Here is a 22504-nt window from a genome sequence, read left to right as displayed (position 1 = left end):
TTACCCACTCGCCCCTCAGCCCGGCGGGACAAACCGACACAACGGGGTTTTCAGGCCGCCTTCAGCGAGAGGGCAAGCCGTACGGCCTCCAGCATGCTGGAGGGATTGGCCTCCCCCTTCCATGCGATGTCGTAGGCCGTGCCGTGGTCCGGCGACGTCCGGACGAAGGGAAGCCCCACCGTGACGTTCACCCCGGTGTCGAAGGCCAGGAGCTTCACGGGGATGAGGCCCTGATCGTGGTACATGGAGACCACCAGGTCGAACTCCCCCTGGGCCGCCCGGTGGTACAGCGTGTCGGGCGGATAGGGGCCGCTCGCGGGTATGCCCCTGGCCCGGGCGTCCCGCACGGCCGGCGCGATGGCCGATATCTCCTCGTCCCCGAAGAGCCCCCCTTCCCCCGCGTGGGGGTTAAGCCCGGCCACGGCTATGCGGGGCTCCGCGAGGGAAAGCATCTCCGCGGCCCTGCGGGCCAGCTCCAGGGAGCGGAGGACGGACTCACTCGTAATGAGGCCCGGCACATCCCTGAGGGCCCTGTGGATGGTCACCAGGAGGACCCTCAGGGGGCCTCCCACGAGCATCATCGCGTAGGTGGCCGTGCCGGTGAGCTCGGCCAGAAGCTCCGTGTGTCCCGGCCAGGGAAATCCCGCAAGGCGGAGAGCCTCCTTGGAGATGGGGGCGGTGACCACGGCGTCCACCTCGCCCGTAAGGGCAAGCTCCACGGCACGCCGGATTGCCTGTACCGAGGCCCTTCCCCCTCCCGCGGTGGGCCGCCCCTTTTCGAAAGACACCCCCCCGCCGGAGTCCAAGACCCGGGGGTCCAGGACCCGGAAGCCGCTTTCCCGGGGCGAGACCCCGATGAGCTCTCCGGCGGCTTCCCAGACGCGCACATCCCCCACCAGCACCGGGGTGCAAAGGGCACGGCACTCCCGGGCCGCCCGGAGCGCCACCTCCGGCCCCACCCCGCCGGGCTCGCCCATGGTGATGGCCAGCCTCTTCATCCCTCGATTATAACCGAGGAGAGTGCGTCCATTGACCCACCGCAGAGAGAAATGGCACAGAGAAAGACACACCTCTGTGTCATCCGAAAGGGCGGACGGCCCGGGTGAAACCATAAGCCCTCGATTATAAAGACAGGATAAGAAACAACGCACGTGGCACGATTCTTGAGAATCTTCGGGCAGGTCGCAATTCTCCGGTCACGTGCGGCTCCCCGACCGTTTGCCCTCCTTTTTCGGCTCGGGGGCCGCCTTTTCTTGTCAGCCCGTCCGGGAGGGCAGGGAGAAGAGGGGCTCTTCGATGGACTGCCGGCGGCAGGCCGGGCAGCGGCCGGGCTTTGTGAGCTTTTCCCTTTGGCTGAAAACGAAGCCGCACTGCCTGCACCGGGCCGGGACGACGGTGAGGGCCTTGCCGCGCCCGCCCATGGACCGCCGGATGTGGCGCAGGTGCTCGTAGACCTCCCGCTCGGGAATGCCCACCAACTGAGAAATGTCCCGTGCCGAGAGGGTCTGCTCCCTCAGAAGGCCGACGATCTCCCGGCGGAGGGTCTCGGGTCTCTCGACGGGCTCGGGCGGCTCCTTTGGCCTGCGCGCCTTCGCCATTGCCCTAGAAGAAGACGAAGAGCCCCACCATGTGGAGGTTCAGGGAGGGATTGATTTCATATATGCTCGCGTTGGACATATGCTCGAACCGGTACCCGATGCCGGCCCTCCCGAAGAGAAACACGTCAAACCCGATGTGGCCCAGGAACTGCACGGGCCCGCCGAAGTCCTTCTCCTCGAATTTTTCGTCCGTCAGATAGGCCACCCTGTAGCCGGCCTCCAGAGCAAGGGGCCAACCCTCCTTGAACACGAAGAATCCGAAGCCCGCCGAGGGCAGATACTCCACCTTCCTCTGGTCCGTGAGGGCGGCCACGTCCAGGGTGAGGGCCGGGTCCAGGCGCATCCTCCAGGGCAGGTCGAAGCTCCAGGGAAGCCGCACGGCGCCGAAAAGCTCGTACTGGGAAAAGTGCGACGCGTTGTCGGTGATGTTTGCCGGGAGCCCTCCCCACGCACTCAGACTGACCCTCCAGTCTTCCCGGGCCCGACCCGGGGGCGCTGCACCGAGGAGGACCATCGCCAAAACCGCAAGGAACAACGGCGCCTTGAGCCTCATCTCTCTTCTCCTTTCCCTCTTCGCCGACGGATTGCGCGCGGAGCCCGGGGAGCGCCCTGGGGTTTTCCAGAGTCTATCACGGAACAGGCGGGCGCACAATGCCCGATTGACGCAGCTCCGGAGCACGTTTTAAGATTAGTGACCGTGCACAAACCCGAAGAGCAGCTGGAGCTTATCACCAGGGGCGCCGAGGAGGTCATCCTGGAGGAGGACCTCTTGAGGAAGCTCGAGCGCTCCTTCAAGGAGGGAAAACCCCTCCGCGTGAAAACGGGGTTCGACCCCACGGCCCCCGACCTTCATCTGGGCCATACGGTGCTCATCGAGAAGATGCGGCATTTCCAGCGCCTGGGGCACGAGGTGATTTTCCTCATCGGAGACTTCACCGGCATGATCGGCGACCCCAGCGGGCGGAGCGAGATGCGCCCTCCCCTGACCCGGGAGCAGGTAGAGCGCAACGCCGAGACCTACAAGGAGCAGATATTCAAGATCCTCGACCCCGCGAGCACCCGCGTGGAGCTTAACTCCCGCTGGGTTTCTCCCCTCCGGGCCGAGGACTTCGTCCGCCTGGCCAGCACCTACACGGTGGCCAGGATGCTTGAGCGCGAGGACTTCAAGAAGCGTTTCCTCGAACACACGCCCATCGGCATCCACGAGTTCCTCTACCCTCTGGTGCAGGCTTACGACTCCGTCGCCCTCCGGGCGGACGTGGAGCTGGGCGGCACGGACCAGAGATTCAACCTCCTGGTGGGAAGGGAAATACAGAAGGAGTACGGCCAGGAGCCCCAGAGCCTCGTGCTCATGCCCCTTCTGGAAGGGCTTGACGGCGAGAAGAAGATGTCCAAGTCCCTGGGCAATTACGTCGGCATAACGGAGTCCCCGCAGGAGATGTTCGGAAAGCTCATGTCCGTGAGCGACGAGCTCATGCTCCGGTACTACGAGCTGCTGAGCCACATCTCCGTGGATGAGCTCGAGGCCCTGAAAAAAGGGCTCCGGATGGGCTCCTTCCATCCCCGGCAGGCCAAGGTGGAGCTGGCCCTGGAAATCGTCGGCCGCTACTGGGACGAGCAGAAGGCCCGGGCCGCCAAGGAGGAGTTTGAGCACGTCTTCAGGGACAAGGGCCTTCCGGAGGACGTCCCCATGTACGCACGGCGGTGGGACGGCGACGTCTGGATAGCCGCCCTTCTCAAGGAGGCGGGCCTGACCGCAAGCACCAGCCAGGCCAGGCGGCTCGTCGTGCAGGGCGGGGTGCGCGTGGACGGCGTGAAGGTGACCGACCCCGACCTCAGGCTCCCCCGGGGCAGCTACCTCATCCAGGTGGGCAAGAGAAAATTCCTCAGGACCATTCCGGAGGGCGCATGATAGGCACCGACGAGGTCATCCTGCGCCTGGCCCTAGGCGTCTTCTTCGGCGGCGTCATCGGCTACGAGAGGCAGGCCCACGGGCGGCCGGCCGGCTTCAGGACCCACATGCTGGTCTGCATGGCCTCCGTGCTCCTCATGCTCCTCTCGGAGCATTATTATGAGTATGCCTCCCCCACCCTGGATTCCTCCTTCGTCCGCATCGACCCCGCCCGCATCGCCGCAGGGGCCATCACCGGCATCGGATTCCTGGGGGCGGGCGTCATCCTCAAGATAGGGGTGACCGTCCAGGGCCTGACCACCGCCGCCTCTATCTGGACCGTCTCGGCCATCGGGCTTGCGACGGGCACCGGCATGTACCTGGCCAGCTCGGTGACCTTCGTCATCACCCTCGTGGTGCTCCTCATCCTGAGGGCGGTGGAGAAGATGATGTCCAAGCTTATCTTCAAGATACTCGTCGTCAGCGGCAGGGATGACCTCGAGGAGGAGAGCCTGAAGCAGGTCCTCAGCCAGCACAACGCCGTCGTCTACGGGCAGGATTACGAGCGGGACGTGGAGCGCCGGGAGGTAGTCTTGCGCTACACGGTGGCCGTCAAGGACACCGTCTCGTTCAAGGCGCTTCTGGACGCCCTCTCCTCCCTGCAAGCCGTAAAGAAAGTCAGCCTCCGCAGCCATTAGGGGCGCCAGCGCCCTTTTCTATTCCCCATCGGACACATCCTCATAATTACTTGCCCCGGGGAATTGCTCGCACTGGTATTCTCCGGGGTGCCAGTGGGCACCAGTGCCCTTCTCTATCCCCCCTTCGCACGCGTTTCAAAACCTATTCCCGAGAGACCGTTCGCCCTTTTACTACCGGGAGCATGACATAGTTCAGGTATCAATGCCCTAAAGTGCTTGGAGTATAAGGTATTTTCAAGGCTTCAGTGCAAAAAGAAAAACTAACTGGTCAGTATTCCCCTTCGGACGGACTCTCGAAAGACCGGCCTTTGCCGGGCTCGTCCTCTTTTGAAGGGGACTGGTCTCCCTGGTCCTCGGGGGACTGGTCCTCGGAGGACTGGTCCTCGAGGAGCTGCCAGGGGGCGTAGCCCTTCTTCCTCTCCGCCAGGTGCTTTCCGCTGAGAACGACCCGGGTTCTCCGGGGATGGGTCTTTACGGTCAGGAAGGCCCTGACCAGGTTGGAGACGGTGGCCTCCTGGAAGGTCAGCTCCGTCCCGTCGGCCAGAAGGACCGTGGTTCGCACGTGCTCGTGCCCCGGCGGGACCTCCACCACAACGCCTCTGACGTCCTCATTTGGTACGTTCATCGAGATACCTGACAAGCTCCTGCCGGGCACCAGTGCCCTTTCTTCTTTCCCTTCGGACGCATCCTTGAGAGATTGCCCGCTCGAAGGACCGTGGTCCGCACGTGCTTGCGCCCCGGCGGGACCTCCGCCACGACGCCCCTGACGTCCTCATTTGGTATGTTCATCGAGATACCTGACAAGCTCCTGCCGCTTTATGCGCCCCCGGAAGACGGTTCCGCCGGGGAACTCCACTACGGGGATGTCGGTGCGGTAGAGCTCATACAGCTCCTCGTCGCTCCGGATGTCGACTTTTCGCACCTCAAGCCCGTAGCGGTCCCGAAGCCCGTTCAGAAACTCCTCCACGTAGTCACAGAGCCAGCAGCCCTCCTTCATGTAAAAGGTCACCTTCACGGCAACGATTATACTCCAAGCCCTTTCCTTCCGGTAAGCGAAAAGAGGCCGCCCCCCTCTCAGGCAAAGGGGCGGCCGGAGGCACCATCGGCCTTTGCTCGATGTTCAGAAGGACTTCCCCAGGCCCAGGTCCTTGTGGGTTTTCATGTGGTTCAGAACTCTCTGCTCGGCTTCCTTGAGGGCCTGCTCCTGGTCGTCGGGAACCTCGACTTCCCACGTATCCGGGTCTGCCCTGTTCATCTCCGACATGATGGCTTCGTGCAGGTTCTGGGTAGTGAAGTTGGCAATGTCGTCCTTGTGGGACATGACCCGCTCTTCCACGAGCTTCAGATACTTCTCCCTGTACTCATTGACATCCAGTCGTGCCACTTTCCCTCCTTTCCGATGAGAAGGGTCCGTTCACACAGGGTTTTCTCGACGGGGCCGTCAGGAAACACTCACCTCCTTTCGCGGACGCTCCCCCCGGGAGAAACCTCGGGCTCATAAAAATAATAGGACGGAAGAGCGGGGATTGTAAAGAGTTTTGTATGCTATCCGGCGGCCACCGGGGGCTGCCTCTTCAAGGCCCACTCCCTGATGGCATCCACCATGGCCTCCACGGTGGCCTCCCGGGGCATGATGTCCACGGCAAGGCCGGCTTTCTCCACGGCCTTCCCGGTGACCGGGCCGATGACGGCGATGGCCACCCCTTCCATGAGCGCCGCCATGTCCTCGTCCATGAGGGTGACGAAGTTCTTGAAGGTGGCCCCGCTGGTGAAGGTGGCCACCGAGACCCTCCCCTCCCTGAGAAACTGCTTGAGCCGGCGGGGATGCTTCCGGGGCATGACGGCCCGGTAGGCCACGGGTATGTCGACCTCCCCGCCCATGGCCCGCACGGCCTCGGGGAAGTCCTCCCGGGCCTTCTCGGCTCGGGGCAGGAGAAAGCGCATCCCCTCAAGCCCCCGGGGTCCGGCCAGGGCCTTGAAGGACTCGATGAGCCCTTCGGCCCGGAACGCATCGGGCACGAGGTCCACGCGAAGGCCCCTCTCGCGCACGCGCTCGGCCGTCTTCGTCCCCACCGCGCAGATGCGCACGGGGCCGAGCTCCCGCACGTCGTGCCCCAGGGCGAAAAACCTCTCGAAAAAGAAGGCGACGCCGTTGCCGCTGGTGAAAACCAGCCAGTGCGGCGCCCTCTCCCCGCTCACCAGGCCCTGGATGGACCGGTCCAGGGCCTCCCAGCTCTCCGGGGGGGCGACACGCACGGTGGAAAACTCTATGACCTCGGCACCCAGCTCCTCCAGGGGTTCGAAGCCGCGGGAATTCTCCCGGGTGACGAGGACCCGCACCCCGAAAAGGGGCTTCTTCTCGTACCAGTTCAGCTCCTCCCGGAGCTTCACCACGTCTCCCACCACCATGACGGCGGGGGGCCTGATGTCCCTCTCCCTGACCACCCGGGCAACCTCCCCCAGGGTGCTCACCAGGGTCACCTGGTCCGCCCGTGTCCCCCAGCGGATGACCGCCACGGGGGTCTCCGGGGAGCGCCCGTTCTCGATGAGCTTCCGGGTGAGGACGGGCGTGTTCTTGACGGCCATGAGGAACACCAGGGTGCCCACGCCCGTGGCCAGGCGGGACCAGTCGATGGAGGAGTCCTCCTTGGTGGTGTCCTCGTATCCGGGGACCACCGCGAAGGAGGACGAGTAGCGCCTATGGGTAAGGGGGATGCCGGCGTAGGCGGGTGCGGCCACCGCGGAGCTTACGCCGGGGACGACCTCGAAGGGTACCCCGGCTCCGGCCAGGGCCTGGGCCTCCTCGCCCCCCCGTCCGAAGACGAAGGGGTCCCCGCCCTTGAGCCTGCAGACCGTCTTGCCCTCGCGGGCCTTCTCCACGAGCACCGCGTTTATCTCGGACTGCCCCATGCTGTGGTGCCCGCCGCGCTTCCCGGCGTATATGAATTCGGCCTCGTGGTTGATGGCGTTCAGCACCTGGGCGTTCAGGTGGAAGTCATAGACCACCACGTCGGCCCCCTTGAGGCAGGAGAGGCCCTTCACCGTGAGAAGCCCGACGTCCCCCGGGCCCGCGCCGACCAGATAGACGATGCCCTTCTTCCCCGCCATGAGAGATTCATTTTAGCACAAAGCCTTGCCGGCCCGGGACTTTCCCGCGGACGTGCGAACCCGCCCGGCCCGGACATCCGGCCCCTGGGGTTTCCGCTCCGGGATGGGGCCGGGGACCGGCGGGCGAGGCCTTCGCCTTTCCTTTTCCGGCTGCGTCGACTCGAAGCCTCTCCCGGTATTGAGGTATACTAGAAACAGGTGGAGAAAAAACGCCGGGGGGAAATGCCCAACCTTTTCGGACGCATCACGGGGTCGCTCACGGGTAAGCTCGTCGTCGTTCTCGGCTTGCTTATTCTCGTGGGAAGCGGCATCTTCTGGGACATCACCGTCCGTACCGACAAGAAACACCTCATGGACAACACCGTGGCCTTCGTGTCCTCTTTCTCGGAGGTGATGAAGAAGAGCGTCCGGAGCGACATGCTCTTTTTCAACAGAGAGGCCATTCAGAGGACCGTCGAGTCCATGGGCCAGGCGGAATCGATAAAGAAGGTCAGGATATTCGACAGCAAGGGCGTCATCTTTTACTCCTCCGACAACGCCGAGATCGGCCGGCGCATGGAGATGGGCTCCGTCCCCTGCATAGGCTGCCACAAGGACCCGCTCAAGCCCGAAAAGGTCATTACCCAAGGCAAGCCGTGGACCATTTACGAGGAGCCCGCGGGCAGCCGGGTGCTGAGCTACGTCGAGCCCATCTACAACGAGCCCGACTGCTACACCGCCGCGTGCCACGCACACGCCCAGGGCCAGAAGGTGCTGGGCGTCCTCACCATGGACTATTCCCTGCACCGGATAGACTCGATGGTGGGCCGCCAGACGCGGGACACCACCGTGTACATGCTCCTTTTCATCGCCGCTTGCGCCGTTGTGCTCTATCTCGTCCTCTGGAGGTTCGTCCTCAGGCCGGTGACAGCCCTTTCGGCGGGCATGGAGCAGGTGTCCTCGGGAGACCTGTCGCAGAAGGTGCCGGCCACGACGCATGACGAGATAGGCCGCCTCGCCCGAACCTTCAACGAGATGACCGAAGACCTCGGCGCCGCCAGGAAGCGCCTGGAGAGATGGACCCACGAACTGGAGGCCGAGGTCGAAAAGCAGACGGAGATGATAAAGAGCACCCAGGAGAAGCTCGTGCAGGCCGAAAAGCTCGCCGCGCTCGGACGGCTCACGGCGGACATCGCCCACGAGATCAGAAACCCGCTGACCGCTCTGGGAGGATTCGGGCGGCGGCTCCAGAAGGTGGCCGAAAATGACAAGGAAAGGGAGTACGCCGACATAGTCGTCTCCGAGGTCGACAGGCTCGAGCACATACTGGGCGACGTGCTAACTTTTTCGCGGGAGGCGAAGGTCCATTTCGTCAGGGAGCCGGTGACGGAATCCATCAAGGGCTCCATAGCGTCGTTTTCCGAATTCTGCAGGGAGCAGTCGATAAAGGTCGAGGCCGACTTCAAGACGGCCCTGCCCGTCCTGATAGACAGGGACCAGATAAGGCAAGCCATAAACAATCTGGTCTCCAACGCCGTGGACGCGATGCCCGAAGGCGGGACCATCTCGCTCAGGACCGAGGAAGCGTGCCTCAATAACATAACCTACGTCGCCGTCCACGTCTCCGACGCGGGCCCGGGCATCCCCGAGGACAAGCTCCCCCTCATATTCGAGCCCTTCTACACGACGAAGAAGATAGGCCACGGGACCGGCCTGGGGCTTTCCATAAGCAGGAAGATAATCGAGGAGCACGGGGGTTTCATTGCGGCCCGCAACAGGGCCGAGGGAGGGCTGGTCATAAGCCTCTACCTGCCCTACCAGAGCGACGAGGACTTGGCCCGCACGCCCTGCTGGGAATACATGAAATGCGGCAGGGACACGGGCAGCGAACTGAAATGCCCGGCCTACCCCCATTTCGGGAGGGTCTGCTGGGCGGTGGCGGGCACCTTCTGCGAGGGGAAGGCGCAGGGCACCTTCGCGCAGAAATACGAGGACTGCAAAAAGTGCGAGTTCTACCAGAAGGTCGCGCGCAAGGAGGTCTGACCGGAGCGAGGCGAAAACATCAGCTGCAGGAGCTGCACGAGGACTTGCTGCAGGAGCCGCACCCCGAGGAGCTCCCGGCGAAGGGCTTCTCCACCCCGCTCATCCCGAACACGGAGAACTTCTTCCGCACGTCCTCCGACCCGCAGGCCGGACAGGCGATGCTCTGGGAGCCCATGACGAGCTTCTCGAAGTCATGGCCGCAGGACCCGCATCTGTATTCGTAAATCGGCATTCTCCATTATAGCATCAAGGGCGCACGCCCCGGCAAGCGGCCGCTCCCCGTTCTCCCGAACCGGGCGTGGGACGATGCAGAACGCCTTGATTATGGGTTGTGAAAAAAGTACTATATAGAGTCTCTATAGAGAACCTCAGAAAAAAATCGAGATCCAGCAGTTCCTCGCGGAGGGTCGGGAAGCGCCCTTGTCAGTTTCCTCCCTCTCATCATCATATTCGTCATCTTCTACTTTCTGCTCATCAGGCCGCAGCAGAAGAGGCAGAAGGAGCACCGGGAGATGCTCTCAGCCCTGAAGAGGGGGGACAAGGTCGTCACCACCGGCGGCATATACGGCCTGGTGGAACAGGTGGGCAACAACACGGTGACCGTGAAGATCGCCGAGAACGTCAGGGTGAAGTTCGGCAAGGCCTACATTGCGTCGGTCAGAAGCGCCTCTGAGGAAGAATAACAGCCGGGGACAGGGCGCCCGCCTGGGGACGCTTCGGAAAGACCCGAAGGCCCGCGCCTTCATAGAGGCCGCCGACCACTACCTCGAGGCAATCGGCTACACGGAGCACGGGTTCCGCCACGCCGATATCGTCAGCCGCATCGCAAGCCGCATCCTGGAGGAACTGGGCTACAGCGCCCACGAGGCCGAGCTTGCCGCCGTGGCGGGCTTCCTCCATGACGTGGGCAACATGGCCGGCCGGAGACAGCATCACACGCACGGCGCCCTCCTGGCCCGGGAGATAATGGAGGACATGGGCTACCCCTTCGCCGACATCGGGCGGGTGATGACGGCCATCGTCATGCACGAGGAGGACGAAGGGGTCCTCCGGCCCGACCCCGTGGCGGCCGCCCTGCTCATCGGGGACAAGTCCGACGTGCACAGAAGCCGCGTGCGCACAACCTCCATGCTCAAGGACGACATCCACGACAGGGTCAATTATGCGGCCACCGAGAGCGAGCTGACGGTGCGCGCCGAGCCGCGCCTCATCGACCTCTCGGTGACCATCGACACGCGCATCTCCCATGCCATGGAGTACTTCGAGATTTTCCTCACGCGGATGAGCGCCTGCCGGAAGGCCGCCCGGGCCCTCTCGGCGGAATTTCAGCTCCATATAAACGGCCACCGCATGGCCTGACCCGGACCAGTCTGCAGACCAGTCTGTCCCCGATTCAATCTATCCACATCTCTCCAGAACACGTTACTTGGACGCACTCCGGAGAAGCGAAAGCGAAACATCCTCCGCCATTCTCCGGCCTGCGCGGCAATGACGAAAGACGTTGTCCTCAAAGCATAATCAGCCCGGTTCGGAAGTGAAAGACAGGGCTCGTCAAAAAACCGCACTATTGGTGGACAGCCGTGACAGAACCTGGTGACACCGAACACGATGGCATCAGAAAGGCCACTGGTGGCCCACTGGTGGCCCACTGGTGGCCCTTACTTGCCGCCTGTGGCGTCCCGGAGGTAGTCCCGCACGTAGAAGGGAATCTCTCCGTGGAAAAGGTAGTGCTTGAAATCCTCCCGGGCGCGGGCTTCCGGGATGTTCCATTTCTTCCCCGTCCCAACGAAAATCTCGTACTCGCTCAGGTTTTCGCGCCGGGCGGCCTCGTAAAGCCGTTCCACGTCCGTCTTCCTGCTGTGCTTCCGCCGGCTCCCGGCCCAGGCCAGAAAAGCGCAGTATGCCAGGGCCAGGACGAGCATCCAGAAAAAGACGGTCTGGGGGCCGCTTCCAAAGAGTGCATCGAGGAGGCCTTTCATGGGACACCTCCGGAGGGTCTGCTCCTGGTTCTTATGATAAAACGACCGGTGGGACGAATCAAATCGCCCGGCGGAAACCGGCCCCCCGGCCCGGAGGCTCTCAGCCGGGGCCTGCAACACGCCCCGGCGTCTTTGACTCGTCGGACACTTGCCGAAAAGGGAAGGTTTGTTGCAAAATAGAAAGGTTTGGTTCCCGGGCCGTCGCTTTACGGATTCATCATGTAACGGAGGTCTCATGAAGAAGAAAGTCCTGGGCAGGTTCATCATCATCGGGGTGCTGGCCGCCCTGGCTGTCTTCTATCTCCTGCCGAACATCTTTCACTCTCTGCCGGGCTGGTGGAAACAGACCATGCCCAGCAGGGGCATTACGCTGGGGCTGGACCTCAGGGGCGGGCTGCACCTGGTCTTCGAGGTCCAGGGCGACAAGGCCGTCGAGATTACCCTGGACCACATCGCCGAGTCCATCCGGAATGACGCCCGGAGCAAGGACATGGAGGCGTCCGTCGAGATAAAGGACGGGCGCATCGTGCTCGAGCACCAGTCCCCCGGGATGGCCGCGCTCATCAGGGAGGACTACCCCTCCCTGGACGCCAAGGGGAACGGTGTCTACGAGCTTCCCGCGGCACGGGTAGAGCGCATCAAGAAGAACTCCGTGGAGCAGGCCCTTGAGACCATCCGCAACAGGATAGACCAGTTCGGGGTGGCCGAGCCCGTCATCCAGCGGCAGGGAGAAAACGAGATTATTGTCCAGCTCCCGGGGGTCAAGAACCCCAAGAGGGCCATCGACATCATCGGCAAGACCGCCCAGCTGGAGTTCAAGATAGTGGACGACAAGTCCCCGGTGGCCGCGGAGCTGCCGGGCTTCGTTAACCCCGGGGAGGAAGAGGCCATCCTCCAGCAGTTCAAGGACAAGATACCGCCGGACGACCAGATACTGTTTCAGAAGGAGCAAGACCCGAGCACGGGCAGGTCGGTGAGGACTCCCGTGCTGGTCAACAAAAGGGCCGTCATCACCGGCGACCTGCTGAGCGAGGCGCGGGTCAGCATCGACACCCGGTACAACGAGCCCTACGTCGCCCTCACCTTCAACGCCGCGGGGGCGAAGATATTCGAGGACGTCACCGCCAAGCACGTGCAGGACCGGATGGCCATCGTCCTTGACGGCACCGTCTACTCGGCCCCCGTCATCCGGGAGCGCATCCCCGGCGGCAACGCCTCCATAACGGGCGGCTTCAGCACCGACGAGGCCAAGGACCTAGCCATCGTTCTGCGGGCCGGCGCCCTGCCCGCCCCGGTCAAGATGCTCCAGAACGTCACGGTGGGGCCGTCCCTGGGGCGGGACTCCATTGAGGCCGGAAAGCGGGCGGGCGTGATAGGGGCCTTCCTGGTGGTGTTCTTCATGATTTTCTACTACAGGCTCTCGGGGGTCATAGCGGACTTCGCCCTGGGGCTTAACATCCTCTTCCTCCTGGGGTCCATGGCGGCGCTGAAGGCCACCCTTACCCTGCCGGGCATTGCGGGGGTCATCCTGGCCGTGGGCATGGCCGTGGACAGCAACGTCCTCATGTTCGAGAGGATGCGCGAGGAGCTGCGGGCGGGCAAGACCCCCCGGGCAGCCGTGGACTCGGGCTACGACAAGGCCTTCTGGACCATATTCGACTCCCACGTGACCACCCTCATCACCGCCCTGGTGCTCTTTCAGTTCGGCACGGGCCCCATCAAGGGCTTCGCGGTCACCCTGAGCCTGGGTGTCGCCATCAACCTGTTTACCGCCCTGGTGGGAACGAAAACCCTCTTTGACTTCATCCATTCCCGAACGGAGGTCAAGTCCCTGAGCATATGATAGAGTTCATCAAGAAACCCAATATCGACTTCATGGGCAAGAGGCCGTTCGCCTTCGCTTTCTCGGGCCTCCTGGTGGCCCTGGGCATCTTTTCCCTCATCCAGGTGGCGCGGGGAGCGGCCAACCTGGGCATAGACTTCGCCGGGGGGACCTCCGTGCAGATCAAGTTCAAGGAGACGGTCCCGCTTCAGAACATCAGAAGCGCCCTGGAACGGTCCGGCCTCAAGGACTTCGACCTTCAGGACCTGCCGACCGAAAACAAGATCCTCATCCGGGTGAAGAAGAAGGAGGAGACCCTGGGCGGGTTTTCGGAGAAGATAGTCTCCACCCTCAAGGAGGACTTCGCCGCGCAAAAGCCCGTGGTGGACTCCACCACCGAGATAGGCCCGAAGGTGGGCGACAAACTGCGGAAGGACGCCCTTTTCGCCATCGTGGCGGCCACCATCGGCATCCTCATCTACGTGGCCTTCCGTTTTCAGTTCCGCTTCGCCGTGGGGGCCACGACGGCCACCTTTCATGACGTGCTGGCGGTGTTCGGGATATTCTACCTCCTGGGCAAGGAGGTGAACCTCATCCTGGTCAGCGCCCTCCTGATGATAGCCGGCTACTCCCTCACCGACACGGTGGTGGTCTTCGACCGCATCCGGGAAAACCTCCGCTCACGCTACAGGGAGAACATCAACAAGGTCATCAACCTGAGCATCAACGAGGTCCTCTCGCGGACCGTCATCGTCTCCTTCACCACCCTTCTGGCCGCGCTGGCCTTGTTCATATTCGGCGGGGAGGTCATACACGACTTCTCGCTGGCCATCATCCTGGGCATCATCATCGGGACCTACTCCTCCATCTTCGTGGCGAGCCCCGTGGTCCTTCTGTGGAAAAGTAAGAAACTCCTCGGCAAGCGCTAATCCCGGCGGCCATGCACAGGCGCTGGGTGGTGCGGAGGACCAACAAGGAGTACATCTCCTACCTCTCGCGCGCCGCCTCCGTCTCGCCGGCCTTCGCCCAGATTCTGGTCAACCGGGGGATTAAAACCCCAGGGGCGGCCATCGATTTCCTCTCCCCGGGGGCAGAGGCCCTCGGGGACCCCATGGAGCTTCAGGGGATGGCCCGGGCCGTGGCGGCGGTCGAGGAGGCCAGAAACAGCGGCAGCCGGGTGCTCGTGCACGGCGACTACGACGCCGACGGGTTGACCTCCACGGCCATCCTGGTGGCTGCCTTGAGGAACCTCGGCCTGGATGTCCGCTACTTCATCCCCAACCGTTTCGTGCACGGCTACGGCTTCACCCTCCCGGGCGTGGACCATGCCCGGCAGGTGGGCGCCGGGCTCATCCTTACCGTGGACTGCGGCATCACCTCCTTTGAGGCGGTGCAGAGGGCCGCGGCCCTGGGGATGGGTGTTGTCATCACCGACCACCACGAGCCCCTCCGGAACCCCGCAACCGGCGAGCCCCGCCTGCCGCCGGCGCTCGCCGTGGTCAACCCCAGGCTGGCCGGGGACGAGGCCCCCCCGCTGGCGGGCGCCGGGGTGGCCCTCAAGCTCCTGCAGGCCCTGGCCCTCAAGCACCCGGGGGCATTGGAGCCCCGGGAGTTCATCGACCTGGCGGCCCTGGGAACCCTGGCCGACTCGGTGGCGCTCGTGGGGGAGAACCGGGCCATCGTGCGGGAGGGGCTCGGCCTCATCGCCGGAAGTGAGCGCCCCGGCCTCAAGGCCCTGAAAGCCGTTTCCGGCCTCGAAGGCCGCCGGCTCAAGGCGGGGCTTCTCGCCTTTACCCTGGTGCCCCGGATGAATGCCCCGGGCAGACTGGCCGGGGCGGAGGAGGTGGTGGAGCTCCTTCTGGCCCCGGACGCCGGGCGAGCGGAGAAGCTGGCCCGTTCCCTGGACAGGCAGAACGCCGAGCGGCAGAAGATAGAAGAGCAGGTCTTCCAGGAGGCCCTTGAAGTGCTGGAGGGCAGGGAGCCGGGGCCGGCGGTGGTCCTGGCCCGGGAGGGCTGGCACGAGGGGGTGCTGGGGATTGTCGCCTCCCGGCTGGTGGAGCGGCTGAGCCGGCCCGCCTTTGTCCTTTCCATACGGGGGGACACGGCCCGGGGCTCCGCCCGGAGCATCCCCGCCTTTGACGTGCACGCCGGGCTTGAGGCCCTGAGCGGGCAGCTCCTTGCCTTCGGCGGCCACAAGCAGGCCGCCGGCCTCACGGTGCAGGCCTCCCGCATAGGGGAATTCGAGAGCCGGATATGCCAGATAGTGACCGGCTCCCTCCGGGAGGAGACACCCACCCTTTTCATCGACGCCGCGGTGGGGCTGAGGGAGATAAACCGCCGCTTTCTCAAGGAGCTGGAGGGCCTGGAGCCCTTCGGCGCGGGAAACCCCGAGCCCGTCATGGGCAGCAGGGCGCTTGAGGTCATCTCCGCCCGCGTGGTGGGAAAGAACCACCTGAAGATGCGCCTCCGAAGCCGCTCCATGGTCATGGACGCCATAGGGTTTGACATGGGGGGCCTTCTCGGGACCATCGAGGAAACAGTGGCGGTGGATGCCGCCTACGCGGCGGCCATGAACGAGTGGGAAGGGGGACGGAGCATACAGCTGCAGTTGAAGGGCCTGAGGAGTTCCTGAGACACCCCTGAGGACCACCGGAGATGCCTTTGAGACCCGCCCTTTCTGTTAGAATAAAAACCATGGAGACGTGCGGCGCCCCTGCGTGCGGCTTTCCGGCGAGGCCGCCTGCGGCGGCCCGGAGGGCCTATGCGCGGTAGCGCGAGGGTGGTCGCCCTGGCCCTCGTGGGTTTGGCCGCCCTGTACGGTTATATGCAGATGGCCCGGCCCCTCGCGCACGACGCCCCGCAGGAAGTGGAGATTGTCCAGGGGATGAACTTCCGGGAGGCCGTGGGCCTCCTCAAGACGGAAGGCCTCATCAGAAATCCCAAGCTCTTTACGGCCCTGGGCGAGTTGACCGGCCTGGACAAGAGGCTGATACCCGGGCGGTACGTTTTTCCCCGGCACAGCTCCCCCTGGACGGTCTTTCGTACCCTCGGAAAGGCCGAGCCGGTCCCCTGGGAAATCACCATCTTCGAGGGGGAGGGCCTTCACGAGATACGCCGGAAGCTCGCGGACGAAGGGCTCGTGAGCGAGGAGGACTTCGACAGGCTGGCGACGGACAAGGGTTTCCTTTCCTCCCTGGGCGTAGAGGGCCCCTCCCTGGAGGGGTATCTCTTTCCGGATACATATCGCCTCCACAAGGGCCTTCCCGCCGAGGAGATCCTGGGCATGATGGTCCGGAGGCTCCGGGAGAAGTTCGACCAGCCCCTGAGAAGGCGGGCACGGGCCATGGGGATGACGGAGCTCGAGGTGCTGACGCTGGCCTCCATCATCGAGAGGGAGGCGATGGCCGACGGCGAACGGTACATAATATCGGGCGTCTACCACAACAGGCTTGAGCGGGGCATGCCCCTTCAGGCCGACCCGACGGCCATTTACGGCGTCAGGCCCCTGAGCGAGGGGGTCACCAGGGAAGACCTGAAGAACAAGACCCCGTACAATACGTACACCTTCAAGGGGCTGCCCCCGGGGCCGATCGCCTCGCCGGGCCTGGAGTCCATAAAGGCGGCCCTTTACCCGGCGAAGGTCCCCTACCTGTATTTCGTCTCCAACGGGGACGGGACCCACACCTTCTCGGCGACGATGGAGGAGCACCTGGCAGCGGTGCGCGAATACAAGAAGGCAAAGAGACGGACACGGCGGTGACGACGAGAAACGAGACGCGGAAAATCCATGTAGGACCCGTGCCGGTGGGGGGCGGAAGCCCCGTTTCGGTGCAGTCCATGACCAAGACCGACACCCGGAACGTGCCGGCCACGGTGCGGCAGATACGCGCCCTGGCCCGGGCCGGCTGCGAGATTATCCGGGTGGCGGTGCCCGACCGGGAGGCCGCCGAGGCCCTGGGGGCCATCACGCGCGCCTCCCCCATCCCGGTGGTGGCCGACATTCACTTCGACTGGAGGCTCGCCCTCACGGCCCTGAAAAAGGGGGTGGACGGCCTCAGGATAAACCCCGGCAATATCGGCGCCCGGTGGAAGCTCAAGGAGCTGGTGGAGGCATTGAAGGACAGGCAGGTGCCGGTGCGCGTGGGGGTGAACGCAGGCTCCCTGGAGAAGGACCTCCTGAAGAAATACGGACGTCCCGTCCCGGAGGCCCTGGTGCAGAGCGCGGAGCGGCATATCGCCCTTCTGCGGGAGATGGGCCATGGCGAGGTCAAGGTGTCGCTGAAGGCATCGGGCGTGCGGGCCACGGTGCAGGCCTACAGGCTCTTCGCAGAGAGGAACGACTGCCCCCTTCACATAGGCATTACCGAGGCCGGGCCCCTCTTTCAGGGGCTGGTGAAAAGCTCCCTGGGGCTGGGGCTTCTGCTCGCCGATGGTCTGGGCGATACGGTGCGGGTCTCCCTGACGGCGCCGCCCGCCCAGGAGGTGCGGGCCGCCTACGAGATACTGCGCGCCCTGGGGCTCCGCGAGTACGGCCCGGAGATAGTCTCCTGCCCCACCTGCGGGCGCTGCGGCGTGGACCTGCGGCGCATGGTGGCCAAGGTGGAAAGGCGCCTGGAGGGGCTTCGCACACCCGTTACCGTGGCCGTCATGGGCTGTGCCGTCAACGGCCCTGGGGAGGCCCGGGAGGCGGACTTCGGCATCGCCTCGGGCAAGGGCCAGGGGCTGGTCTTCAGGCACGGAAAGGTCGTCGCCAGGGCCCCGGAGGCCGGGCTCATCGATGCCCTGATGGAAGAGATAGAGAAGGAGACGGCCTGATGGAGGTCATCCGCATCCCCCGCGTCATGCAGGACACGGTCAGGGGGGAGCTCATGCGGGGAAGGGCCATCGGGCTGGTGCCCACCATGGGGGCACTGCACGAGGGACACATGCACCTGGTCAGGATGTCCCGCATGGAAAACCATCTGACGGCGGTGAGCATCTTCGTCAACCCCACCCAGTTCGGACCCGGAGAGGACCTCGAGCGCTACCCGCGCAACGTGGACGAAGACATAAGGAAACTGAGGGAGGCGGACGTGGATTTCCTTCTCCTGCCGGAGGAGAAGGCCATGTACCCCGAGGGCTTCGACACCGCCGTGCGGGCGGGAAGCCTCGGGGAGAAGCTCTGCGGCAGGTTCAGGCCGGGCCACTTCGACGGCGTGGCCACCGTGGTGGCCAAGCTCCTGCACCTGGCGCTCCCCACGCGGGCCTACTTCGGGCTCAAGGACTACCAGCAGTACCTCGTCATAAAAAAGATGGTCAGGGACCTGAACTTCCCCGTGGAGGTGGTTGCCTCGCCCACGGTGCGGGAGGAGGACGGCCTGGCCGTGAGCTCCCGGAACCGGTACCTGAGCGCGGAAGCCCGCCAGGCCGCGCCCCTCATATACCGGACCCTCTCGGAGGCCGCCCGCAAGCTCAAGGAAGGCGCCGGGCCCGCCGAGGCCCGGAAGTTCATGGAGGACGCCTTCTCCGGGGAGCCCCGCGTCAGCTCCGTGGAGTACGCCGGCGTCTACCACCCCGAGACCCTGGAGGACCTCGAGGAGTTCCGGGGAAAGGCCCTCCTGGCGGCGGCCGTCCGCCTGGGGGAGGCCCGCCTCATCGACAACGTCCTTCTTTAAAACTCCCGGCGCCTCTGGCCCGCTGGAGAAGGTGGCGGAGGGCGCCAGTCGGCGGCGCATGCCCGGGCCGCTCGGAGTCGCGAAGGACGCCTCAGAGGCCCTGGATAAAGTAGATGAAGTCCTTCAGCATGAGGAGGTCCTTGCCGTCCATCTCCAGGTACTCGATGCCGACGGCATAGCGGGCCGGGAGGGTGCCGGTCACCGGCAGCACCGAGGCCACCCGCCCGTTGAAGGCCACCGGCCTTCTCTGCTCGGGAAGGAAGAGCCTGAGCCGCACCGTGCTGTCCAGGGGGAGCTTTCGGTCGGCCTCCACCTGAAGCCCTCCGAAGCTGATTTTCTTTACCGGGTAGCTCTCGAAGGCCCGGGCCGCCTCGGCCGTCCCGAGAAGGCGCACGGAGAGGTCCGGCCGCCGCGTCCGCGTGGATGCCCCGGAGTGGGCGTCAAGGAAGCCCAGGAGGTCTTCGTCCCCCTTGGCAAGGGCCGGCGAGAAACGGAAGGCGACGAGATGGGACGGCTCACCTCCCTCCCCCGCGGGCGGCAGGGTCTTCTCCGAAAGCGCTCGTCCCGTTACGGAAACGGTCATGCCTTCCCGCTCCATCTGGAGGGTGTAGTCGCTCTCGGACTCCAGTGCCCGCTCTGAGACGATGAGGGCGCCCTCCGGGAGGAGTTTCAAGAGCATGACCTCCTCGCCCACGAGCATGAGGCAGCGGACATCCAACTCCCCGGTGTCAAAGCGCTTGTAGAATCTCTTGTTCCGCCTCTTCATCGGGAAGAGATGGTCCCTCAGGTCACTGTACCGTTCCATGGATGCCTCTCATACTATAGCAAAAAAGAGAGGGCGGCACGGAGGGCCCTCCGCAGCCCGCACTCTACGCCCCGCCCGCCAGGAGCTTTTCCACCGTGGGGAACTGTGCGAGGTCCGTATGCGGCAGGAACATGGCCGACATATACTCATCCATGAAGCCCCGGGAGACGGAAAGCTCGATGTACGTCATCCGGGAGGCCAGTTCCTCCGCCTCGGCCCTGAGGTTCCCCGACAGCAGCGTCAGGTACGCTCCCGCCGCCGAGGTGTTGCCCAGGAAGGAGAACCGCTCCAGGGGGATGTCCGGAAGCATCCCCAGGACGATGGCCTTGTCGGCCTTCAGATAGGTGCCGAACCCTCCGGCAATGTACACGCGTTCTATATCCTCGAAACCCAGGCCCACCTCTCCCAGAAGGAGGCTCACCCCGGCATAGATGGCGGCCTTTGCCCGGATGATGTTTTCGATGTCCACCTCCGTGAGGGTCACGGACAGCTCTCGCTCCTCGAAGAAGACGAACTCCAGGCCGTCCTCCCCTTCCCGGATGCGCCCGCCGGCCGCATCGGCAGAGAGCTTGCCCCCCTGGTCCAGGATGCCGGCGAGGAACATCTCGCCCACGGCGTCTATCATGCCCGACCCGCAGATGCCCCTGGGCTTGCCCCCGCCGATGACCTGGAGGGAGGGGGTGAGGGTCTTGCGGTCGATGCTCACCCCCTCCACCGCTCCGTCGGTGGCCCGCATCCCGTGGCGGATGCCGCTCCCCTCGAAGCAGGGTCCCGCCGAGCAGGCCGCGGTCACAATCCATTCGTTATTGCCCAGGGCCACCTCGCCGTTGGTTCCGATGTCCATGAAGAGGGCCACTTCCTCCCTCCGGTGCATGCGGGAGGCAAGCACCCCGGAGACGATGTCCCCCCCGACATAGCTGGCCACGCAGGGCAGGGTGTAAACGGGGGCTTCGGGGTTGACCGAGAGGCGCGCGGTGCCCGCCCGCCAGAGGGGGAAGGTGTTCAGGGTGGGGATGTAGGGCTCCTCGCGGATGTAGCCCGGGTCCAGTCCCCAGAAAAGATGGGTCATGGTGGTGTTGCCCGAGACGGTCACCGACTCTACGGCCGTCCTCTGCAGCGCCCTGCGCTCCACCATGGCGCGCAGGATATCGTTGATGTCGGTGACGACGGCCCTTCTCAGCTCCTCGAGGCCTCCCCCTTCGGTGGCGTGCACGATGCGGGTGATGACGTCGTCGCCCCAGCGCATCTGGGAATTATAGGTGGAGCCCATGTCCAGCATGACGCCGCTTGTGAGGTCCACCAGGTAGACGACCACCGTGGTGGTGCCGATGTCCACTGCGAGCCCATACGGCTGGGCCTCTCCCTGGGGGGCGATGAAGACCGCCTCGGGACCCTCGATGTACCCCAGGGTGACCCGCCAGCCGGGCTTGCGCAGGGCCCTGGCCATGGACAGGGTGAGCCTGTGGGAGAAGCGCATGCCGGCCAGGTCCACTTCGGCCAGGGCGCGCCTCAGGCGCTCCAGGTCGCTTATGTTGTCATGCAGGGTGGGAGGCGGCAGGCGCAGGTCCACCGTCTTGACCAGGGGGGTGACCGGAGCGGCGAAGGAATCCAGAAGCGCCCGCAGGTCCTCGGCCCTCTGGTAGGCTATCTTTCCCCCCAGGGTCAGGCGGGAGGACTCGGGTATCTCTACAAGGAGGTCCGTCAGAGGAAAGCTCTGGCAGGCCAGGGCCATCCCTCTCTCGCGCTCCCCGCCGGTGAGCTTCCCGCGGCTCCGCGCCCCGGCGTCGCCTTCGATGACCCGCACCTTGCACTTCCCGCAGGTGCCCTTCCCTCCACAGGAGGCCACCAGGTAGATATCCTCGGCCTTCAAGGCATCAAGGAGGCTCTGGCCCGCCCCGCTCTGTATGGTCTGTCCGGTGGAAAGCTTTACTTTCATCGTCACGCAGTCGGCAGAAACGCCCCTATTCTAACAGCCCCCGCGAAGCGAAGCAAACGCCGAGCAAGGCGAAAACGCCGCCGGACGGCCCGGGCGCGGCGCCCCGGAGGGCATCCCCCGCTGTGCTAATATAGGCGTCATGGCAAGACCTCTGGGCGCCCCCCTCAAGGCCGCCGTCAAGGGCACAACCCTCGTTCTGGCAGGAATGGTAGCAGGTCGTGCCATGTGGTTTGCCATCAAGGTCCTCATCGTCCGGAACCTCTCCGTGGAGGATTTCGGTCTTTATTCCCTCACCCTGACCATACTGGCGGTGGTTTCCGCCCTTGCCCCCTTGGGGGCCGGGGCGGGGGCAATCCGCTATATCACCCTGCACACCGGCCAGGACCGCAGAGAAGAGGCCCGGGCCGTCAGCAGGGCCGCTCTGCACATCGGGCTGGCATCAAGCACGGCGTTCTTTCTTCTGACCTTCGTCCTGGCCGACCTTGCCGCCCGATACGTCTTCTACAAGCCCGAGATAGCTTCCTCCATACGCATCATCGCGGTTTCGGTTCCCCTGATAGTGATGACCGGTCTCCTGGAGGGCGTGCTGCGCGGCCATGGATTTATCCGACCGAAGGTCTACTACCAGGACATCGGGCAGCCTCTGTATTATCTCGCATTCCTCGGGGTCCTCTCGCTGCTGGGCTTCTCATTCAGGGGAGTCCTATTCGCCTACGTCCTGTCGGCAGTCCTTGTATTCGTCTCCATGGCCGGTTACGGCCACAGGAAGCTGGCCATATCTCCGGTTCCCCTCCGCAAGGGCCGGCAGTACAGGGAACTCCTGGGCTTCTCACTTCCCCTAATGGTGGCAGGCATTGGCGGCCTGATACTGAGCTGGACCGATATTCTCATGCTCGGCCGCTACGTCACGTCCGCGGAGGTTGGCTTCTACAACGTAGGCATGTCCCTGGCGCGGCTTCTCCTGCTCGTCCTTACGGCCACGGGATTCATC

23 protein-coding genes are annotated in these 22504 nt (G+C 64.4%); 12 read left to right on the top strand and 11 right to left on the bottom strand.

Annotated elements, in window-relative coordinates; translation table 11 throughout:
- Nucleotides 1-50 precede the first annotated feature (50 nt).
- From pdxA to P8Y39_05855, 3 genes are all read right to left on the bottom strand, one after another.
- Nucleotides 51-998 carry a 4-hydroxythreonine-4-phosphate dehydrogenase PdxA gene (gene pdxA, locus P8Y39_05865; protein MEJ2191863.1) on the bottom strand — a complete coding sequence of 316 codons (948 nt, stop codon included), beginning with the start codon at nucleotides 996-998 and terminating at the stop codon, nucleotides 51-53.
- 258 nt (nucleotides 999-1256) lie between these two features.
- Nucleotides 1257-1598 carry a transcriptional regulator gene (locus P8Y39_05860; protein ID MEJ2191862.1) on the bottom strand — a complete coding sequence of 114 codons (342 nt, stop codon included), beginning with the start codon at nucleotides 1596-1598 and terminating at the stop codon, nucleotides 1257-1259.
- 4 nt (nucleotides 1599-1602) lie between these two features.
- A complete protein-coding gene (locus P8Y39_05855) occupies nucleotides 1603-2151 on the bottom strand; it encodes an acyloxyacyl hydrolase (GenBank protein MEJ2191861.1) in 549 nt (182 codons plus the stop codon).
- A gap of 144 nt (nucleotides 2152-2295) precedes the next feature.
- Here P8Y39_05855 and tyrS point away from each other — a divergent pair, with 144 nt between their 5' ends.
- The gene (gene tyrS / locus P8Y39_05850) at nucleotides 2296-3510 is read left to right on the top strand and encodes a tyrosine--tRNA ligase (protein MEJ2191860.1); all 1215 of its coding nucleotides are present in this window, start codon (nucleotides 2296-2298) and stop codon (nucleotides 3508-3510) included.
- Entirely contained in the window at nucleotides 3507-4187 is a 681-nt protein-coding gene (locus P8Y39_05845) for an MgtC/SapB family protein (protein ID MEJ2191859.1), read from the top strand. Before tyrS ends, P8Y39_05845 begins: the two co-directional genes overlap by 4 nt.
- A 268-nt stretch (nucleotides 4188-4455) precedes the next feature.
- Here P8Y39_05845 and P8Y39_05840 read toward each other — a convergent pair whose 3' ends face one another.
- The 4 genes from P8Y39_05840 to cobA all read right to left on the bottom strand — a co-directional run bounded on the left by P8Y39_05840 (nucleotide 4456) and on the right by cobA (nucleotide 7295).
- On the bottom strand, nucleotides 4456-4812 hold the full coding sequence (locus P8Y39_05840; GenBank protein ID MEJ2191858.1) for a hypothetical protein: 357 nt from the start codon (nucleotides 4810-4812) through the stop codon (nucleotides 4456-4458).
- A gap of 147 nt (nucleotides 4813-4959) precedes the next feature.
- Nucleotides 4960-5202 carry a glutaredoxin family protein gene (locus P8Y39_05835; protein ID MEJ2191857.1) on the bottom strand — a complete coding sequence of 81 codons (243 nt, stop codon included), beginning with the start codon at nucleotides 5200-5202 and terminating at the stop codon, nucleotides 4960-4962.
- A 105-nt stretch (nucleotides 5203-5307) separates the two neighbouring features.
- Nucleotides 5308-5571, bottom strand: coding sequence for a hypothetical protein (locus P8Y39_05830; protein ID MEJ2191856.1), 264 nt, complete (start codon nucleotides 5569-5571; stop codon nucleotides 5308-5310).
- Between the two features lie 161 nt (nucleotides 5572-5732).
- Nucleotides 5733-7295, bottom strand: a complete 1563-nt coding sequence (gene cobA / locus P8Y39_05825) for a uroporphyrinogen-III C-methyltransferase (protein ID MEJ2191855.1) — start codon at nucleotides 7293-7295, stop codon at nucleotides 5733-5735.
- Nucleotides 7296-7517: 222 nt separating this feature from the next.
- Between cobA and P8Y39_05820 the strand changes: the two genes are divergently transcribed.
- Nucleotides 7518-9317 carry an ATP-binding protein gene (locus P8Y39_05820; GenBank protein MEJ2191854.1) on the top strand — a complete coding sequence of 600 codons (1800 nt, stop codon included), beginning with the start codon at nucleotides 7518-7520 and terminating at the stop codon, nucleotides 9315-9317.
- Nucleotides 9318-9336: 19 nt separating this feature from the next.
- Here P8Y39_05820 and P8Y39_05815 read toward each other — a convergent pair whose 3' ends face one another.
- Nucleotides 9337-9549: a zinc ribbon domain-containing protein gene (locus P8Y39_05815; protein ID MEJ2191853.1), complete on the bottom strand. Its 213-nt coding sequence runs from the start codon at nucleotides 9547-9549 to the stop codon at nucleotides 9337-9339.
- A 241-nt stretch (nucleotides 9550-9790) separates the two neighbouring features.
- On the opposite strand from P8Y39_05815, the gene yajC reads away from it, so the two are divergent.
- Complete coding sequence (gene yajC, locus P8Y39_05810; protein ID MEJ2191852.1) at nucleotides 9791-10000, top strand: preprotein translocase subunit YajC; 210 nt, start codon at nucleotides 9791-9793, stop codon at nucleotides 9998-10000.
- Nucleotides 9966-10676, top strand: coding sequence for an HD domain-containing protein (locus P8Y39_05805; GenBank protein ID MEJ2191851.1), 711 nt, complete (start codon nucleotides 9966-9968; stop codon nucleotides 10674-10676). The genes yajC and P8Y39_05805 overlap by 35 nt, the downstream gene beginning before the upstream one ends.
- Nucleotides 10677-10975: 299 nt before the next feature.
- Here the strand turns inward: P8Y39_05805 and P8Y39_05800 are convergent, their stop codons facing one another.
- On the bottom strand, nucleotides 10976-11296 hold the full coding sequence (locus P8Y39_05800) for a hypothetical protein (protein ID MEJ2191850.1): 321 nt from the start codon (nucleotides 11294-11296) through the stop codon (nucleotides 10976-10978).
- Nucleotides 11297-11531: 235 nt separating this feature from the next.
- Here P8Y39_05800 and secD point away from each other — a divergent pair, with 235 nt between their 5' ends.
- The 6 genes from secD to panC all read left to right on the top strand — a co-directional run bounded on the left by secD (nucleotide 11532) and on the right by panC (nucleotide 18772).
- Nucleotides 11532-13139, top strand: coding sequence for a protein translocase subunit SecD (secD, locus tag P8Y39_05795; GenBank protein ID MEJ2191849.1), 1608 nt, complete (start codon nucleotides 11532-11534; stop codon nucleotides 13137-13139).
- Nucleotides 13136-14047 (top strand): protein translocase subunit SecF, encoded by a 912-nt coding sequence (gene secF, locus P8Y39_05790; GenBank protein ID MEJ2191848.1) that lies wholly within the window; start codon nucleotides 13136-13138, stop codon nucleotides 14045-14047. The genes secD and secF overlap by 4 nt, the downstream gene beginning before the upstream one ends.
- Before the next feature lie 11 nt (nucleotides 14048-14058).
- On the top strand, nucleotides 14059-15750 hold the full coding sequence (gene recJ, locus P8Y39_05785; GenBank protein MEJ2191847.1) for a single-stranded-DNA-specific exonuclease RecJ: 1692 nt from the start codon (nucleotides 14059-14061) through the stop codon (nucleotides 15748-15750).
- Between the two features lie 129 nt (nucleotides 15751-15879).
- The gene (mltG, locus tag P8Y39_05780) at nucleotides 15880-16878 is read left to right on the top strand and encodes an endolytic transglycosylase MltG (protein MEJ2191846.1); all 999 of its coding nucleotides are present in this window, start codon (nucleotides 15880-15882) and stop codon (nucleotides 16876-16878) included.
- A complete protein-coding gene (gene ispG, locus P8Y39_05775; protein ID MEJ2191845.1) occupies nucleotides 16875-17933 on the top strand; it encodes a flavodoxin-dependent (E)-4-hydroxy-3-methylbut-2-enyl-diphosphate synthase in 1059 nt (352 codons plus the stop codon). Before mltG ends, ispG begins: the two co-directional genes overlap by 4 nt.
- A complete protein-coding gene (gene panC, locus P8Y39_05770; protein MEJ2191844.1) occupies nucleotides 17933-18772 on the top strand; it encodes a pantoate--beta-alanine ligase in 840 nt (279 codons plus the stop codon). The genes ispG and panC overlap by 1 nt, the downstream gene beginning before the upstream one ends.
- Nucleotides 18773-18863: 91 nt before the next feature.
- On the opposite strand, the gene P8Y39_05765 is transcribed toward panC, so the two are convergent.
- Nucleotides 18864-19577 carry a PilZ domain-containing protein gene (locus tag P8Y39_05765; protein ID MEJ2191843.1) on the bottom strand — a complete coding sequence of 238 codons (714 nt, stop codon included), beginning with the start codon at nucleotides 19575-19577 and terminating at the stop codon, nucleotides 18864-18866.
- A 64-nt stretch (nucleotides 19578-19641) separates the two neighbouring features.
- Nucleotides 19642-21513, bottom strand: a complete 1872-nt coding sequence (locus tag P8Y39_05760; protein ID MEJ2191842.1) for an ASKHA domain-containing protein — start codon at nucleotides 21511-21513, stop codon at nucleotides 19642-19644.
- A 139-nt stretch (nucleotides 21514-21652) separates the two neighbouring features.
- Here P8Y39_05760 and P8Y39_05755 point away from each other — a divergent pair.
- Nucleotides 21653-22504, top strand: an 852-nt coding sequence (locus tag P8Y39_05755; GenBank protein MEJ2191841.1) for an oligosaccharide flippase family protein, incomplete at its 3' end; no start/stop codon positions are given.

The organism is Nitrospirota bacterium (assembly GCA_037386965.1).
Lineage (GTDB): Bacteria > Nitrospirota > Thermodesulfovibrionia > Thermodesulfovibrionales > JdFR-86 > JARRLN01.
This window is presented reverse-complemented; position numbering and strand designations above follow the sequence as displayed.